The following is a 16,505-nucleotide window of genomic DNA, read 5'->3' as shown; positions in this document are numbered from 1 at the left end:
AAGGATGGTTGATATTGTAATTCAGCTTCTGCCGCACATTCTCGCCGCCCTGCTATATGGCGCGCTCGGTTTCCATTTCTGGAACACTCGCTGGCGCGAGGGCGAGAACCAGTGCGTCGCCTGCCCCATGCAAACCTGGGAGCGCATTGCCATTGCCGCAGCCTTGGTCATTCATGCTGTCGGGCTCTACGATGCCCTGTTCGCCGATGTCGGCATGCGCTTCTCGTTCAGCTTCGCCCTCTCGCTGATGATGTGGCTGGCTGTCCTCATTTATTGGCTGGAAAGCTTCATGGCCCGCATGGAAGGCATGCAACCCATGGTTCTGCCGCTGGCTGCAGTATGCGCGGCACTTCCGGTGTTTTTCCCCAATGTCCACCTGGTAGCGAATGCCAGTGCCACCGGCTTCAAGCTGCACTTCCTGGCCGCCATGCTGGCTTACAGCCTCCTCACCCTGTCAGCGCTGCACGCAATTTTCATGGGCTTTACCGAAAACGCCCTGCACAAACGTTCGGTCAAACGCAGCCTGGGCAGCCTGCCACCGCTGCTGACCATGGAAAAACTGCTGTTCCGCATGTTGCTGATCGGCTTCATTCTGCTCACCCTGACTGTGGGCAGCGGCGTGCTTTTCTCTGAAGAGCTATTCGGCAAACCGCTTACCGTCGATCACAAGACCCTGTTTGCCTTTGCCTCATGGGGCATCTTCGCCACCCTGCTAATCGGCCGCCACGCCTGGGGCTGGCGCGGCAAACGCGCCTTGCGGTGGACCCTGGCCGGATTCGCGCTCCTGATTCTGGCCTACGTTGGCAGTCGCTTCGTTGCCGAAGTCATCCTGGGTCGATTCTGATCATTTTCCATGACTGACCTGCCGTTATCCGCCATGCTCGGGGCGCTGTTCGTGCTCCTTATCCTGTCTGGCATTTTCTCCGGTTCTGAAACCGCGATGATGGCTGCCAACCGCTACCGCCTGCGGCACGCTGCCCAGAACGGCCATCGCGGCGCCAAACTGACCCTCGCCTTGCTCGGCCAGACCGACAAGCTGCTTGGCCTGATTCTCCTCGGCAACACGCTGTTCAACGCGGCTGCAGCGACACTGACCGGCTATATCGCCCTGGCCCTGTTCGGCGATTCCAAATACGCCCTGGAAATCGGCACCCTGTGCATCACCTTTGCCCTGCTCGTCGTCGCCGAGATCTCACCCAAGGTCATCTGCGCAACGCATGCCGACCGCCTGGCCCCCATCCTCAGCTATGTGCTGACCCCGCTCCTGCGTCTGGCCTACCCGATCATCTGGTTCGTCAATCTCTTCGTCACCGCCCTGCTCAAAGCCATTCGCCTCGCACCCGGCAGCATGCACGAAGAAACCAAGCTGTCCCCCGAAGAACTCCGCAGCCTGGTTCTTGAGTCGGCCCATCTCATGCCGAAAAAGCACCACGCGATCCTGTCTAGCCTGTTCGAACTGAACAGTATTACTGTTGAAGATGTAATGACGCCACGCGGCCACATCGAGATTCTCGATCTTGACCAGCCCTGGGAAGACGTCCGCGCTCAACTCACCACCAGCCATCACAGCCGGTTGCCGGTCTGCCGCGAATCACTCGATCAACTGATCGGCATCCTGCCGGTACGTCGCCTGCTTGCCAGCCTGGGCGACCCCGACTTTGACGAAGCGGGGCTACTTGAGCAACTGCAGTCGCCCTATTACATCGCCCCGGGCACCCCGGTTTTCTCGCAACTCGCCTTTTTCCAGGAAAACCGCCAGCGCATCGGCTTTGTGGTCGACGAATATGGCGAAATCCTTGGCCTGTTGACGCTAGAGGACATCATTGAAGAGTTCGTCGGCGATTTCACAACTACCGTCCCCGGCCTTGGCCATGAACTGGGCTGGTCGCCGGCCGGCGATGCCATTGTCGAAGGGGCCAGAGCCCTGCGCGACCTGAACCGGACCCTCGGCCTGGACTTCCCGACAGATGGCCCGAAAACCCTGAACGGCCTGATTCTTGAACACTTCCAGGACATTCCCGAATCGGGTACCAGCATCAAGCTGGCCGGCATCGCTGTCGAGATACTCCAAACGCAGGACAGGAGTGTCGTCACCGTCCGCCTCTTTCGGCCAGACGCCACGTAACACCCATCCCACCAGCGGGGAGGGCAATACAAGATGTCTGACCAGCGGCCCTTAGCCAGCACCTGCCCCAAAAATCCGGGCCGCGCTCGGCATCGCATCACGCCGAAAAGCTCAAACCAGCGCAATTTCATCTTTGCTTAGTTGCGAAACAGGCCGACTGACGCTGACCTGTCCTTTACAAACGCGCGCCTGCGTAGCATCATCAGGTGATCTAATCGGCATTCCATATCAATCAATGGCAGCAACACCTCAAAATCCTCCACTCGGCGGCCTGGCACGAGCGCTCGTACAGGCCGGGCAACTCAAGGAGGCTGAGGCAGAACAGCTACTGGCTCAAGCCCATAGCGCCAAGACTTCATTGATTGAGCAGATCATCATCAGCCAGAAGGCTGGCGCGCTGGATATCGCCCGCTTCGTAGCCGACACCTTCGGTTATCCCTTGCTCGATCTCGCTGCCTTCGACGAGGCGCACATCCCGACCGATGCCATCGACCGGAAACTTATTTTCACGCACAAGGTTATCCCGCTTAACAAGCGTGGCAACCGCCTGTCGGTCGCTATCGCCGATCCGACCAATCTGCGCGCCCTCGACGAAATCCGCTTTCAGACCGGATTGGCGGTAGATCCGATCGTCGTCGAGCAATCAAAACTGGCACCACTCGTCGCCAAATATTCCGAATCGGCAGCCGATGCCCTCAAGAATTTCACCAGCGAAGACATCAATCTCGACTTTCTCGACGAGGAAGCTGCGGCCAAGGTCGATGATGCGGCAGGCCAGGACATTGACGATGCGCCCGTCGTCAAATTTATCCAGAAAATGTTGCTCGACGCCATCAACGATGGCGCCTCTGACATCCATTTCGAGCCCTACGAAAAGTTCTACCGTATCCGTTTCCGGGTAGACGGCATCCTGCGCGAAGTGGCGACGCCGCCGCTCGCCATCAAGGAAAAGATCGCCTCGCGCATCAAGGTCATTTCCCGGCTGAACATTGCCGAAAAGCGGGTACCGCAAGATGGACGCATGCGTCTTGTGCTATCCAAGAGTCGCGCCATCGATTTCCGGGTCAGCACCCTACCGACCTTGCAGGGCGAAAAAATCGTCATGCGGATTCTTGACCCGACTTCGGCCACCTTGGGCATCGAGGCGCTCGGTTACGAGCCGGAACAAAAGGCCGTGCTGATGGAAGCCATCGCCCGGCCCTACGGCATGATCCTGGTCACCGGCCCGACCGGCTCGGGCAAGACGGTGTCGCTCTATACCTGCCTGAATATCCTGAACAAGGACGGCATCAACATTTCCACCGCTGAGGACCCGGCCGAAATCAATCTGCCCGGCGTCAACCAGGTGAATGTCGATGATCGCGCCGGACTGACCTTCCCGGTCGCGCTTAAAGCCTTCCTGCGCCAGGATCCCGACATCATCATGGTGGGCGAAATCCGCGATCTGGAAACCGCCGAGATTTCGATCAAGGCCGCCCAGACCGGTCACCTCGTGTTGTCCACGCTGCATACCAATGATGCGCCACAAACGCTTACCCGCCTGATGAACATGGGCGTCCCCATGTTCAACATCGCCTCCAGCGTTCTACTCATTACCGCGCAGCGTCTGGCCCGCCGGCTGTGCACCTGCAAGAAGCCGATCACCGTCCCCGAGCAGGCTCTCCTTGATGCCGGGTACAAACAGGCCGATCTCGATGGCTCGTGGACCCTGTATGGCCCGGGCGGCTGTGAACGCTGCAAAGGAACAGGCTACAAGGGCCGCGTCGGCATCTATCAGGTAATGCCGATTTCCGAGGCCATGCAACGGCAGATTTTGTCGGGCGCCTCTGCCCTTGATCTGGCGAAACAGGCCAAGGACGAAGGCATCAAGGATCTACGCGAATCTGGTTTATTGAAGGTCAAACAAGGCATGACGTCGCTTGACGAAGTGTTGAGCACCACCAACGCCTAATGAAAAGGAAAATATATGGCTACCGCCGCAAGAAATAGGGCCTCGGCAGTCAAGGAAAGCACTTTCCTCTGGGAAGGCAAGAATAAAGACGGCAAAACCGTACGTGGCGAAATGCGCGTGGCCAGCGAATCGGTCGTGCAAACGATGCTGCGTCGACAGGGCGTGACCAACGCCAAGGTCAAGAAAGTTCGCTTCAAGACCGGTGGCACGATAACCGAGAAGGATATTTCGCTGTTCACCCGCCAGCTGGCGACGATGATGAAATCCGGCGTTCCCTTGTTGCAGTCCTTCGACATCGTTGGCCGTGGCCACTCCAACCCCGCTGTCGGCAAACTGTTGCTTGATATCAAGTCCGATGTCGAAACCGGCAGTTCGCTGTCGCAAGCTTTCCGCAAATTTCCGCTGCAGTTCGATGCGCTGTATTGCAACCTGGTCGCCGCCGGTGAGCAGGCCGGTATTCTCGATACCCTGCTTGACCGCCTCGCCACCTACAAGGAAAAGATCCTGGCCATCAAGGGCAAGATCAAATCGGCCCTCTTCTACCCGATTGCCGTCCTTGTCGTCGCCTTCATCATCACCGCCGTCATCATGATCTTCGTGATCCCAGCCTTCAAGGACGTGTTCAAGTCCTTTGGTGCCGATCTGCCGGCCCCAACCCTCTTCGTCATCGCCCTTTCCGACTTTTTCGTGGCGTACTGGTGGGCCATTTTCGGCATTCTCGGCGGCGGCTTGTACGCCTTCCTGGAAAGCTGGAAGCGTTCCGAGAAAATCCAGATGGCGATGGATCGTATGCTCCTGCGCATGCCCATTTTCGGCGATATTGTCCGCAAGTCGGTCATTGCGCGCTGGACCCGCACCCTCGCCACCATGTTCGCCGCCGGCGTACCGCTGGTCGAATCCCTCGAGTCGGTCGGTGGCGCGGCCGGCAACCACGTCTACAAGGTCGCCACGCGCCAGATCCAGAGCGAAGTATCGACTGGCGTCAATCTGACCACAGCGATGCAGAACACCAACATCTTCCCCAACATGGTGATCCAGATGGTCTCCATTGGCGAAGAGTCAGGCGCTCTCGACTCGATGCTATCGAAGGTGGCCGACTTTTTCGAACAGGAAGTCGACGATGCCGTCGATGCCATGTCCAGCCTCATGGAACCGATCATCATGGTGGTTCTTGGTACGCTCATCGGCGGCATGGTCGTTGCCATGTATCTGCCTATCTTCAAGATTGGATCCGTCGTTTGATGCTCCCCGAAACCCTGGGCGGTCTGGCCGCCGTGGCTGGGCTGCTCGGCGTTTGCGTCGGCAGCTTCCTCAACGTGGTGATTCACCGCCTGCCCAAAATGATGGAGCAGGAATGGCACGCACAATGTGCCGACTTGCGTGGGGAATCACCGCCGCCCGCAGAAGCCCCGCTGTCGCTGGCCAAGCCCCGCTCGCGCTGCCCGGATTGCGGCCACCAGATCACCGCTCTCGAAAACATTCCACTGATCAGCTATCTGTTGATCCTCAGGGGTAAATGCTCGGCTTGCCAGGCCCCGATTTCCCTGCGCTACCCGATTATCGAAGCACTGACCGGCCTGCTCTCTGCCTATGTCGCCTGGCATTTTGGCCCGACCCTTCAGGGGGCCGGCGCACTAGCCCTGGTCTGGGCGCTCATCGCACTCGCCGCGATCGATCTTGATACGCAGCTTCTGCCCGACTCGATCACCCTGCCCTTGCTCTGGCTGGGCCTCGGCTTCAATCTGTGGGCAACCTATACCGACCTGTCGTCCGCCGTCGTCGGTGCCATGCTCGGTTATCTCGCCCTGTGGAGCGTTTTTTGGCTGTTCAAGCTGGCTACCGGCAAGGAAGGCATGGGCTATGGTGACTTCAAACTCCTGGCCGCCCTTGGTGCCTGGCTGGGCTGGTCCATGCTGCCGGCCATCATTCTGCTCTCCTCGGTGGTCGGTGCCGCCGTTGGTATCACGCTGATCGTTGCCGCCCGCCACGGGCGCAACGTCCCGATCCCTTTTGGCCCCTACCTTGCCGCAGCTGGCGGCATCGCCCTCTTCTGGGGCGAATCGATCACACGCAGCTATCTCGGCCTGATCGGTTGAAAAAGGCAAGGCTCGCCCCGATATAGTCAATTAAGACTCTCGGTTATAATTCAAGGTTTTGGAGGACTCCCATGCCGATTTACGAATATCGCTGTGACTCCTGCGGCTTCCAGAAAGAACATCTGCAAAAGATGAGCGACCCTGTCCTCACGACTTGCCCGGAATGCAGCAAGGAAAGCTATAGCAAGCTACTTTCCGCCGCCGGCTTTCAGCTCAAAGGCAGCGGGTGGTATGCCACTGACTTCAAGGGTGGCGGCAACAAGCCGGCGGCAGCGCCCCCTTGCCAGACCGGCGAAGGAAGCTGCTCATCTTGCGTGGCCAGTTGATGAAACGTTATTTCATCACCGGCCTGCTGATCTGGGTCCCGCTGGTCATAACCGGCTGGGTGCTGTCGACGATCGTCAGTGCTCTCGACCAGTCGCTGCGACTGCTGCCGGAAGGCATCCATCCGCAAAATCTGGTCGGTTTCCAGATACCCGGCGCCGGAGCGGTTCTGACCCTGGCCATGATCCTGTTCACGGGCCTTCTGGCGACCAATTTCATTGGCCAGAAGCTGGTCGTCTGGTCGGAAAAGGTGCTGGCCCGGATTCCCGTCGTCAACTCGGTTTACCACAGCGTCAAGCAGGTTTCCGACACACTGTTTTCGCCGAACGGCAATGCTTTTCGCAAAGCCCTGCTCATCCGATACCCACATCAGGAATGTTGGACGATCGCCTTTCAAACCGGACATCCCGGCGGCGACATCGTCAATCACCTCGATTCCGAACATGTCAGCGTCTACGTACCGACCACACCGAATCCGACGTCCGGCTTCTTTCTGATGCTCCCGGCCAAAGATGTCATCGAACTTGAAATGTCCGTCGACGAAGCACTCAAATACATCATCTCGATGGGCGTTGTGGCCCCCCAGCCACATCCCCGCATCATCACCAACACCTGAATCAACCGGAAAGTTTCATGCGTACCCATTATTGCGGACAACTCAACGCCTCCCTCGACGGGCAAATTGTTACCCTGTGCGGCTGGGCCCATCGTCGGCGCGACCACGGCGGCGTCATCTTCATCGACTTGCGCGACCGCGAAGGTCTGGCGCAAATCGTCTGTGACCCGGATCGGGCCGCTACCTTCGCCATTGCCGAATCAGTGCGCAACGAGTTCTGCCTGAAAATCACCGGCAAGGTTCGTCCGCGCCCGGCCGGCACGACCAATGCCAATCTGGCTTCCGGCGAAATCGAAATCCTCTGCCACGAAATCGAAGTCCTCAATCCTTCGGTCACGCCGCCCTTCCAGCTCGACGAAGACAATCTCTCCGAAAATGTTCGCCTGACCCATCGCGTCATCGACCTGCGCCGCCCGCAGATGCAGAACAATCTCATGCTGCGTTACAAGACGGCCCGGGCCTTCCGTCGCTTCCTCGACGACAACGGATTCATCGACATCGAAACGCCGATGCTGACCAAATCGACCCCGGAAGGCGCCCGCGACTACCTCGTGCCGTCGCGCGTCCATGATGGTCAGTTCTTCGCCTTGCCGCAGTCGCCGCAACTCTTCAAGCAATTGTTGATGGTTGCCGGCTATGACCGTTACTACCAGATCGTCAAATGCTTCCGCGATGAAGATCTGCGCGCTGATCGTCAGCCTGAATTCACTCAGGTCGATATCGAAACCTCGTTCATGAGCGAGGACCAGATCACCGCCCTGATGGAAAAGCTGATCCGTACCGTGTTCAAGGAAGCGATCGACGTCGATCTGCCGGAATTCCCGCGCATGACCTACGCCGAAGCCATGCACCGCTTCGGTTCCGACAAGCCCGACCTGCGCGTCACCCTCGAGCTGACCGAAGTCACCGATGCCTTCAAGGACGTCGCCTTCAAGGTCTTCGCCGGCGTTGCCAACAGCGAAGGTGGCCGCATTGCCGCCATGCGCATTCCGGGTGGCGCCACGCTGACCCGTGGCGAAATCGACGCCTATACCCAGTTCGTCAGCATCTACGGCGCCCGTGGCCTGGCCTACATCAAGGTCAATGACGTCAGCCAGCCGAACGAAACTGGCCTCCAGTCGCCCATCGTCAAAAACCTTTCGGAAGCCTCCCTCAAGGCTGTGCTCGAACGCACCGGCGCACAGTCGGGCGACCTCATCTTCTTCGGTGCCGACAAAGCCAAGATCGTCAACGACGCCCTCGGTGCGCTGCGCATCAAGATCGGCCACGAAAAGGGCTTCGTGACCGGCGCCAAATGGGCTCCGCTGTGGGTCATCGACTTCCCGATGTTCGAGTACGACGACGAGTCGAAGCGGTGGACCGCCTGCCACCACCCCTTCACCAGCCCGAAGGACGAGCACCTCGAGTTCCTCGAAAGCGATCCGGGCAAGTGTCTGGCCAAGGCTTACGACCTGGCGCTGAACGGTTGGGAACTGGGCGGCGGCTCGGTGCGTATCCATCGCTCCGACGTTCAGGAGAAAGTCTTCTCGGCGCTCAACATCGGACCGGAAGAACAACAGGCCAAGTTCGGCTTCCTGCTCGACGCCCTGAAGTATGGCGCTCCGCCGCACGGCGGCCTGGCCTTCGGCCTCGACCGCATCGTCACCATGATGACCGGTGCCGAGTCGATCCGTGACGTCATCGCTTTCCCGAAGACCCAACGCGCCCAGTGCCTGCTGACCAATGCCCCCTCCCCGGTGGACGAGAAGCAACTGCGCGAACTGCATATCCGTCTGCGTCAGAAGGTCGATACGCAAGTCGCTGCGCCCAGTGCCTAAAGGCACCACATGATGACCTGGATGCGCTTCCTGATCGTCGCCTGGCTGGCGATCGGGAGCGCCTTCGGTTTCAGCTTCAGCAACGAGGCTGCAACCGACACTATTCTGGTCACCCATCTGCCCCGCGAAGCCCGGCAGACACTCGAGTTGATCAAAACCGGCGGCCCTTTTCCCTACGGGCGCGACGGCATTGTCTTCGGCAATTTTGAACGTCGTCTCCCTCAGCACCCCAGAGGCTTCTACCGCGAATACACGGTCAAATCACCGTGGCGTCGGGATCGCGGGCCGCGCCGGATCATCGTCGGACGCGATGATAGCTACTACTACACCGACGACCACTACCAGAGCTTTCGGCGAATCGTCGAATAGGAACTGAGCGATGCGCGACAAACTGCTTAAGAATGCCAGTTCCTCCGGCGTATTCCACCTCGCACCGGCCCGCCAGGAGGCCATCGAGAAGGCCGCCAGACATGCTGGTTTTTTTGTGGCCAGGGCCGACCTTGGTCAGACCTCGGCAGCGCCCGATGCCTTGCGGAAACTGGGGATCGCCCTGCACTTTCCCGACTGGTACGGCGCCAACTTCGACGCCCTCTACGATTGCCTGACCGACCCCGACGGAATGCCAGCCAAGGGGCAACTCCTGCTGATCGATGGGCTCGCCCAATTACAGGCGATAGCGCCCACCGATTACGCCACCCTGATTAATGTCTTTCTGGCCGCTGCCGAAGCACGGCGCGCCATGAACTCCGCCTTCTGGGTATTGATCGACACGCCGACCCGCGCCATACCCTCCTTCCCGGAAGCATGACCGACGGCCACAAACAGCCGGTGTCGGTGCTCGTGGTCATTCACACCGCCGCCCTTGACGTTCTCCTTCTAGAAAGAGCGGCGCATCCGGGATTCTGGCAGTCGGTGACAGGCAGTCGCGAGGGCGATGAAGCGCTGATCGACACCGCCCGCCGTGAAGTCCTTGAAGAAACCGGCATCGATACCGCCAGCGGCCAGCTCGTCGACTGGCAGATGACCAACACCTTCGAAATATTTACCGAATGGCGGCACCGCTATGCCCCGGGCGTCAGGCACAACACCGAACATGTTTTCAGCCTGCAACTGGCCGATCGTCCTGCCATCGTGACCGCCCCCGACGAACACCGCGACTGGCAATGGCTGCCCTGGCAGGAAGCGGCTGAGTGCTGTTTCTCATGGAGCAATCGGGAGGCGATCCTGATGCTCCCCAAAATGCACCTGGCAACGACCTGATCTGGCCAGTGCGCAAAGGCCGGACCCCATTCCGGCCTTTTTCTTTGTACAATCCGCGGCGATTCCACTTGGAGCCCGCCATGAGCATCGAAGACCTCACCCCCGGCATAAAGGCCGCCGTTCTGGCCGAAGCACTGCCCTATATCAAGCGTTTCCACGGCAAGACCATCGTCGTCAAATACGGTGGCAATGCGATGACCGACGAGCACCTGAAAAGCTGCTTTGCCCGAGATGTCGTGCTCCTTGAACTGGTCGGCTTCAACATCGTCGTCGTCCATGGCGGCGGTCCGCAGATTGAAAGCCTGCTTGCCCGCGTCGGCAAGAAGGGCGAGTTCATCCAGGGTATGCGCGTCACCGATGCAGAAACCATGGAAGTGGTTGAAATGGTCCTCGGTGGCCAGGTCAACAAGGACATCGTCAATCTGATCAATCAGCATGGCGGCAAGGCCGTCGGCCTGACTGGCAAGGATGGCAACTTCATCCGCGCCAAGAAACTGATGCTGGAAAACAAGGACAACCCCGGCGACCTCATCGACGTCGGCCAGGTTGGCGAAATCACCTCCATCGACCCGACCCTGATCGACCACCTCGACAAGGGATCTTTCATTCCGGTGATCGCCCCGATCGGCGTCGGCAAGAATGGCGAGACCTACAACATCAACGCCGACGTGGTCGCTGGCAAAATTGCCGAAGTCCTCAAGGCCGAAAAACTGGTCCTGCTGACCAACACACCCGGCGTACTGGACAAGGAAGGCAACCTGATCACCGGCATCACGCCCAAGCAGATCGACGAAATGGTTGAAGACGGCACGCTCTCCGGCGGCATGCTGCCGAAGATCGGTTCCGCCCTCGATGCCGCCCGCAATGGCGTCAAGGGCGTGCACATCATCGACGGACGGGTCGAACATGCCCTGCTGCTGGAAATCCTCACCGATCACGGTGTCGGCACCATGATCAAGTCGCACTAATGCCGGATTGACCGACAGGAGGCCCGCCACTGCGGGCCTCCTTGCCTCTGGAGTCGCCATGAAGAATCCGGTCTGGTTGTTCGACCTCGACAACACGCTGCACAACGCGACACCCCATATCTTTCCCCATATCAACCGCTCGATGCGCCAATACATCGAGCGCCACCTCGGCGTCGACGAGCGTGAAGCAACACGCATCCGGCAGGACTACTGGACCCGCTACGGCGCCACGCTGCTCGGCCTGATCCGCCATCACGACACCGATCCCCGGCATTTTCTGTGGGAAACCCACCAGTTCCCCGACCTGGCCCGCATGGTTGTTTTCGACAAGCCCCTGCTCCACACACTGCGCCGACTGCCCGGCCGGAAAATCATCTTCTCCAACGCGCCGCGCCATTACACCGAAGCCATTCTCGACATCACCGGACTGGGCCGCTGTTTCGATGCCGTCTATTCAGTCGAAAACGTGCGTTTCCAGCCGAAGCCAATGCTGGCCGGCTTCCGCACCCTGCTCCGCGCCGAACACCTCGACCCACGCCAATGCATCATGGTCGAGGACAGCCTGGCCAATCTGGTCAGTGCCAAAAAGCTCGGCATGAAAACCGTGTGGGTGAGTGCTGGCTTACGCCAATCGCCTTATGTTGACGTTAAAATTCGCTCAGCGATGCAACTGACAAAATGCTACGGTCGACTGAAAATATCGGCCAAAAACAACTAGGAGGGGATATCGATGGCGACAAAACCGGGCGAGCGCCGCCTGCAAATTCTGCAGACGCTGGCCGAAATGCTGGAAACCCCGAAAGGGGAAAAGATCACCACAGCCGCCCTGGCCGGCAAACTGGACTGTTCAGAAGCGGCGCTCTACCGTCACTTCGCCAGCAAGGCCCAGATGTTCGAAGGCCTGATCGAGTTCATCGAGCAAAGCCTGTTCGGTGTCATCAATCAGATCACCTCGGAAGAAACCGAAGGCTTCAAGCAGATCGAACTGATCATTGGCCTGCTCCTGCGTTTTGCCCAGAAAAATCGCGGCATGACCCGGGTGCTCATCGGCGACGCCCTGGTCAATGAAAATGAGCGCCTGCAAATTCGCATCAATGCGCTCCTCGACAAAGTCGAAGCAGCCATGAAACAGGCGCTGCGCATCGCAGCCACACAGGAAAACCTGAAACCGGACGCCGACTTTGGCGCCCTGGCCAATCTGCTGCGTTGCTACGTCGTTGGTCGCTGGGAACAATATGCCCGCAGCGGCTTCAGCCGCGAGCCGTTGACCCAGTGGCCGCAGCAATGGCCCATGCTCTACTTCGCCTGCCTGTCACAATCCGGCGCTCCGGGCGCCTGAAAAACAAAATGGCGGCCAAGGCCGCCATTTTCGTATCCGGCTTTGCTGCGTCTCAGCTTAGCCCTTAAGATACTCCGCGGCATCCAGCGCAAAATAGGTCAGGATGCCATCAGCCCCAGCCCGCTTGAACGCCAGCAGGCTCTCCAGCACGCAGGCCTTCTCGTCCAGCCAGCCGTTCTGCGCCGCCGCCTTGAGCATGGCGTACTCACCGCTGACCTGATAGGCGTAGGTCGGCACCTTGAACTCGTCCTTGACGCGCCGGACGATATCCAGATACGGCATGCCCGGCTTGACCATGACCATGTCGGCCCCCTCTTCGAGATCAAGCGCCACTTCGCGCAAGGCCTCGTCACTATTGGCAGGGTCCATCTGGTAGGTATATTTGTTGCCCTTGCCAAGGTTGCCAGCCGAGCCAACCGCATCGCGGAAAGGACCGTAGAAGCTCGACGCATACTTGGCCGAATACGCCAGGATGCGCGTATAAATGTGACCGGCGGCCTCGAGTTCGGCCCGGATACGGCCGATACGGCCATCCATCATGTCGGACGGTGCCACGACATCGGCGCCCGCCTCGGCATGGCAAAGCGCCTGGCGAGCCAGGACTGCCAGGGTCTCATCATTGAGCACGTAACCGGTAGCGTCGATCAGTCCGTCCTGACCGTGGCTGGTATAGGGGTCGAGCGCCACATCGGTGATCACACCGAGATCGGGAAACTCCCGCTTCAGGGCCTTGATAACCGTCGGCACAAGGCCCTCGGCGTTATACGCCTCCTCTGCCCCCAGTGACTTCAGGGAGGCGCTAACCACCGGAAACAGGGCCAGTGCGGGGATACCCAGCTTGACGGCGCGTTCAGCCGTCTTGAGCAGGATGTCGAGCGACTGCCGCTCGACGCCGGGCATCGACGAAACCTTCTCAACCCGCCCGGCACCTTCAAGGACAAAAACCGGGTAAATGAAATCGTTCGCCGTAAGCACTGATTCGCGCATCAGACGACGGGAAAAATCATCACGCCGCATCCGGCGCATCCGGGTTCCGGGAAATCCACCACTCACTACAGACATGCTTCAACCTCGATCAAATAAACAAAATTTTGCACTGTGGCGGAACTTCCCGCCATGCGGCGCGTCAGAGAGCGCAGATGGCACGCGCTGTCTCCCGCTTCACCTCCCTGAGCGGGCGCCTTGACCCTGTTAAGGCTTTTTGGCCCCCGGACCCCCCTTATCCGGGGGCCCTTTGTTTTCCTTCGGCTTGATTTCGATCTCCAGCCAGCTGGCCAGCACCGCTTCAGCCTCTTCCACGCCGGTCTTTTTCAGGCTGGAAAAGAGTTGCACAGAATACAGCTCGGCATCGCCCCAGGTGGCCACTTCCGCCTTAACCGAGCGCAAAGACTTGGTCTGTTCCTGCCGACTCAACTTGTCAGCCTTGGAAAGCAGAATGTGGATCGGGCGGCCAGTCGGCCGAAACCAGTCGATCAGGCGCAAATCGAGGTCGGTCATCGGGCGACGGATGTCCATGATGACCACCAGGCCGGCCAGCTGATCGCGCTTGTTGAGATAAGGGCCAATCAGTCCCTCCCATTGCGAACGGATCGCTTCCGGCGCTTTGGCGTAACCATAGCCGGGCAGGTCGACGAAATATTTTCCGTCGGCCAGTGTGAAATAGTTCAGATGCTGGGTCCGACCCGGCGTTTTACTGACATAGGCGAGGCGAACACGCCCGGCCAGGGTATTAATGGTCGACGATTTGCCAGCATTGGAGCGACCGGCGAAAGCCACTTCGCGCACGGAGTCCTGCGGCAAATCACGGAGATTGGCGACGGTTGTCAAAAAAACCGCCTGTTGGAACAGAGGCATAAAAAACTCGGAAGACGCGCCAAGAGGGCGACGAACTGATATAGAATAACAGGTTTGTAACCTCCGTTCCGGCCAAAGCGCCCATAAACGCGCACTAGGAGTTCGAAATGATCCGTACAGCGGCACTGGCAATCCTTTTCGCCACCAGTTTTGTCACCCACGCTTCCGAAGAAGCCCACGCCAAGGCTGACCCTGCCAAGGGCAAGGCCATCGCCGAATCCATTTGTGTCGCCTGTCATGGCGCCGATGGCAACAGCCCGACTTCGGCCAACCCGAACCTGGCCGGCCAGGTCGAGGAATACATCGTCAAGCAACTCAAGAATTTCAAGCCGGTTGGTGACAAGCCGGCCGTGCGTAACAACCCGATCATGGCCGGCATGGCCGCACCGCTTTCCGATGACGACATCAAGAATGTTGCCGCCTGGTTCTCGCGCCAGAAGCAGAAGCCAGCCGCCGCCAAGGATGAAAAGCAGATTGCTCTCGGCCAGAAGATCTGGCGTCAGGGCGACTTCAAGAAGGGCGTTCCCGCCTGTGCCGGCTGCCACGGCCCGGCTGGTGCCGGCCTGCCCGCTCAGTACCCACGTCTGGCTGGCCAGTTCCAGGAATACACCGAAGCCCAGCTGAAGGCCTTCCGTGTTGAAGAACGCGCCAACGATCCGGAAAAGATGATGCGCATGATTGCTGCCAAGCTTTCCGATGCCGAAATCAAGGCGGTCGCAGAATACGCAGCGGGTCTTCGCTGATTGGCGAAGACGTGAGAAAAAGGCAGCTTAGGCTGCCTTTTTTGTTTTTCGGAAGCTTGGCAGTCCATGTTGAGGACGCTAGACTGAACGGACAATATCCAACAGGAGTAGGAGACAACACATGAAGACACTCAAACAGCTTCTCGCCGGCAGAACCCGCCCCTTGGCCGTCGTCGCTCCGAGCGATACGGTCTATCACGCCCTGACGGTCATGGCGAAGCACGAGGTCGGCGCCCTTCTGGTCCTTGATGGCGAGCAACTGGTCGGCATCTTTTCCGAGCGCGACTACGCACGGAAAATCATCCTGCAAGGCAAGACCTCCAAGGAAACCCAGGTCAGCGAAATCATGAGCGACAAGGTTGCCTATGTCACACCGAGTGTATCCCTCGATGAGTGTATGGCCCTGATGACCGAAAAGCATTTCCGCCATCTGCCCGTCCTCGACGACGAGAACAATGTCCTGGGTATCATTTCGATCGGCGACCTGGTCAAGGAAACCATCAGCGACCAGAAATTCCTGATCGCCCAGCTGGAAAACTACATCGCCGGCTGAAATGCCCAGCCGGGGTGGTACCCACTTCCAAATTCTTGACGACATCGCCCGCGAGCTATCGGGCGATGTCAATTTCCCGACCTGCCTTGATGCGGCCATCCTGGTCCGCAATGCCCTGAAAGATCCGTTTGTACGTAACGAACAGATCGTCCAGGCAATCAGCGTCGAGCCGCTGATTTCGAGCAAGCTTTTGCGCCTGGCCAGTTCGGTCATCTACAACCCGGCCGGCCATACGGTGGCCGACCTGAATACCGTGATCGAACGACTGGGCATCGACATCGTCCGCATGACATCGCTTGCCGTGGCCATGGATCAGATGCTCAAATCGGTTCATCTATCGCGTTACAACACGATCGCCAGAGCCGCCTGGGAGAACTCCCTGCAGGTTGCCGCCATCGCCCGCACGCTGGCTCGCCACAATGGCTACGCCACGCCTGATATGGCCATGCTGGCCGGCCTGGTTCACAACATCGGCATTTTCTACCTGCTGTTTCGTGCCGCAGCCTATCCAGACTATCGAGACAATGAAGCGTTGATGATCGAACTCATCGCCGGCTGGCACGAAGGAATAGGGGAAAATCTGCTACATAGTCTGGGGCTACCGACCACGATCACCGATGCTGTACGCGATCAGAGTCACCGGACCCGGGCGGAAGCCCCGCGCTCGATCAGCGATATCCTCTGTTTTTCTATCGCCCTCGCCGGCAATGCCCCGGCGTGGCAGAACAGGACCATCGGAGCAGAGGAGGAGGCCTGGCAAGCGGACATCCGACTACAGCATGAAGACCTGCGCCAGGCGGCCGATGCAGAAATCGCCGAGCTGCGCGCCGCCCTTTCTGTCTGAACCTGGAGGCATCCT

19 protein-coding genes are annotated in these 16,505 nt (G+C 59.1%); 17 read left to right on the top strand and 2 right to left on the bottom strand.

All coding sequences use genetic code 11. From position 1 onward, the window contains the following. Positions 1–4 precede the first annotated feature (4 nt). From HYN24_RS02775 to slmA, 14 genes are all read left to right on the top strand, one after another. Positions 5–844: an inner membrane protein YpjD gene (locus HYN24_RS02775; RefSeq protein ID WP_117607860.1), complete on the top strand. Its 840-nt coding sequence runs from the start codon at positions 5–7 to the stop codon at positions 842–844. A 9-nt stretch (positions 845–853) separates the two neighbouring features. Continuing rightward, positions 854–2,125: an HlyC/CorC family transporter gene (locus HYN24_RS02770; RefSeq protein WP_117607859.1), complete on the top strand. Its 1,272-nt coding sequence runs from the start codon at positions 854–856 to the stop codon at positions 2,123–2,125. A gap of 235 nt (positions 2,126–2,360) precedes the next feature. Continuing rightward, positions 2,361–4,076 carry a type IV-A pilus assembly ATPase PilB gene (pilB, locus tag HYN24_RS02765; RefSeq protein WP_117607858.1) on the top strand — a complete coding sequence of 572 codons (1,716 nt, stop codon included), beginning with the start codon at positions 2,361–2,363 and terminating at the stop codon, positions 4,074–4,076. A 15-nt stretch (positions 4,077–4,091) separates the two neighbouring features. Then, on the top strand, positions 4,092–5,318 hold the full coding sequence (locus HYN24_RS02760; protein ID WP_117607857.1) for a type II secretion system F family protein: 1,227 nt from the start codon (positions 4,092–4,094) through the stop codon (positions 5,316–5,318). Continuing rightward, on the top strand, positions 5,318–6,172 hold the full coding sequence (locus tag HYN24_RS02755) for an A24 family peptidase (protein ID WP_117607856.1): 855 nt from the start codon (positions 5,318–5,320) through the stop codon (positions 6,170–6,172). The genes HYN24_RS02760 and HYN24_RS02755 overlap by 1 nt, the downstream gene beginning before the upstream one ends. A gap of 71 nt (positions 6,173–6,243) precedes the next feature. Next, positions 6,244–6,498, top strand: coding sequence for an FmdB family zinc ribbon protein (locus HYN24_RS02750; protein WP_117607855.1), 255 nt, complete (start codon positions 6,244–6,246; stop codon positions 6,496–6,498). Then, on the top strand, positions 6,498–7,112 hold the full coding sequence (locus tag HYN24_RS02745) for a DUF502 domain-containing protein (protein WP_117607854.1): 615 nt from the start codon (positions 6,498–6,500) through the stop codon (positions 7,110–7,112). The genes HYN24_RS02750 and HYN24_RS02745 overlap by 1 nt, the downstream gene beginning before the upstream one ends. A gap of 17 nt (positions 7,113–7,129) precedes the next feature. Then, complete coding sequence (gene aspS / locus HYN24_RS02740; protein WP_117607853.1) at positions 7,130–8,929, top strand: aspartate--tRNA ligase; 1,800 nt, start codon at positions 7,130–7,132, stop codon at positions 8,927–8,929. 9 nt (positions 8,930–8,938) lie between these two features. Further along, on the top strand, positions 8,939–9,298 hold the full coding sequence (locus HYN24_RS02735) for a ribonuclease domain-containing protein (protein WP_117607852.1): 360 nt from the start codon (positions 8,939–8,941) through the stop codon (positions 9,296–9,298). A gap of 10 nt (positions 9,299–9,308) precedes the next feature. After that, on the top strand, positions 9,309–9,737 hold the full coding sequence (locus tag HYN24_RS02730; protein WP_117607851.1) for a barstar family protein: 429 nt from the start codon (positions 9,309–9,311) through the stop codon (positions 9,735–9,737). After that, on the top strand, positions 9,734–10,189 hold the full coding sequence (gene nudB, locus HYN24_RS02725; protein ID WP_117607850.1) for a dihydroneopterin triphosphate diphosphatase: 456 nt from the start codon (positions 9,734–9,736) through the stop codon (positions 10,187–10,189). Before HYN24_RS02730 ends, nudB begins: the two co-directional genes overlap by 4 nt. Before the next feature lie 80 nt (positions 10,190–10,269). Continuing rightward, positions 10,270–11,157, top strand: coding sequence for an acetylglutamate kinase (gene argB / locus HYN24_RS02720; protein WP_205421428.1), 888 nt, complete (start codon positions 10,270–10,272; stop codon positions 11,155–11,157). A gap of 58 nt (positions 11,158–11,215) precedes the next feature. Next, on the top strand, positions 11,216–11,875 hold the full coding sequence (locus HYN24_RS02715; RefSeq protein WP_117607848.1) for a pyrimidine 5'-nucleotidase: 660 nt from the start codon (positions 11,216–11,218) through the stop codon (positions 11,873–11,875). A 12-nt stretch (positions 11,876–11,887) separates the two neighbouring features. Further along, positions 11,888–12,496, top strand: coding sequence for a nucleoid occlusion factor SlmA (slmA, locus tag HYN24_RS02710; RefSeq protein WP_117607847.1), 609 nt, complete (start codon positions 11,888–11,890; stop codon positions 12,494–12,496). Positions 12,497–12,553: 57 nt separating this feature from the next. Here the strand turns inward: slmA and hemB are convergent, their stop codons facing one another. Next, positions 12,554–13,558: a porphobilinogen synthase gene (gene hemB / locus HYN24_RS02705; RefSeq protein WP_117607846.1), complete on the bottom strand. Its 1,005-nt coding sequence runs from the start codon at positions 13,556–13,558 to the stop codon at positions 12,554–12,556. A gap of 129 nt (positions 13,559–13,687) precedes the next feature. Beyond that, entirely contained in the window at positions 13,688–14,350 is a 663-nt protein-coding gene (gene yihA / locus HYN24_RS02700; protein ID WP_117607845.1) for a ribosome biogenesis GTP-binding protein YihA/YsxC, read from the bottom strand. Between the two features lie 107 nt (positions 14,351–14,457). On the opposite strand from yihA, the gene HYN24_RS02695 reads away from it, so the two are divergent. From HYN24_RS02695 to HYN24_RS02685, 3 genes are all read left to right on the top strand, one after another. Beyond that, complete coding sequence (locus tag HYN24_RS02695; protein WP_117607844.1) at positions 14,458–15,093, top strand: cytochrome c; 636 nt, start codon at positions 14,458–14,460, stop codon at positions 15,091–15,093. 121 nt (positions 15,094–15,214) lie between these two features. Beyond that, positions 15,215–15,646, top strand: coding sequence for a CBS domain-containing protein (locus tag HYN24_RS02690; RefSeq protein WP_117607843.1), 432 nt, complete (start codon positions 15,215–15,217; stop codon positions 15,644–15,646). Between the two features lies 1 nt (position 15,647). Beyond that, positions 15,648–16,490 carry an HDOD domain-containing protein gene (locus tag HYN24_RS02685; RefSeq protein ID WP_117607842.1) on the top strand — a complete coding sequence of 281 codons (843 nt, stop codon included), beginning with the start codon at positions 15,648–15,650 and terminating at the stop codon, positions 16,488–16,490. The last annotated feature ends 15 nt before the right edge of the window (positions 16,491–16,505 follow it).

The sequence above is a fragment of the Dechloromonas sp. HYN0024 genome (genome assembly GCF_003441615.1).
Classification (GTDB): domain Bacteria; phylum Pseudomonadota; class Gammaproteobacteria; order Burkholderiales; family Rhodocyclaceae; genus Azonexus.
Note: the sequence above shows the minus strand (reverse complement) of the source record. Positions and strands in the feature narration are given on the sequence as shown.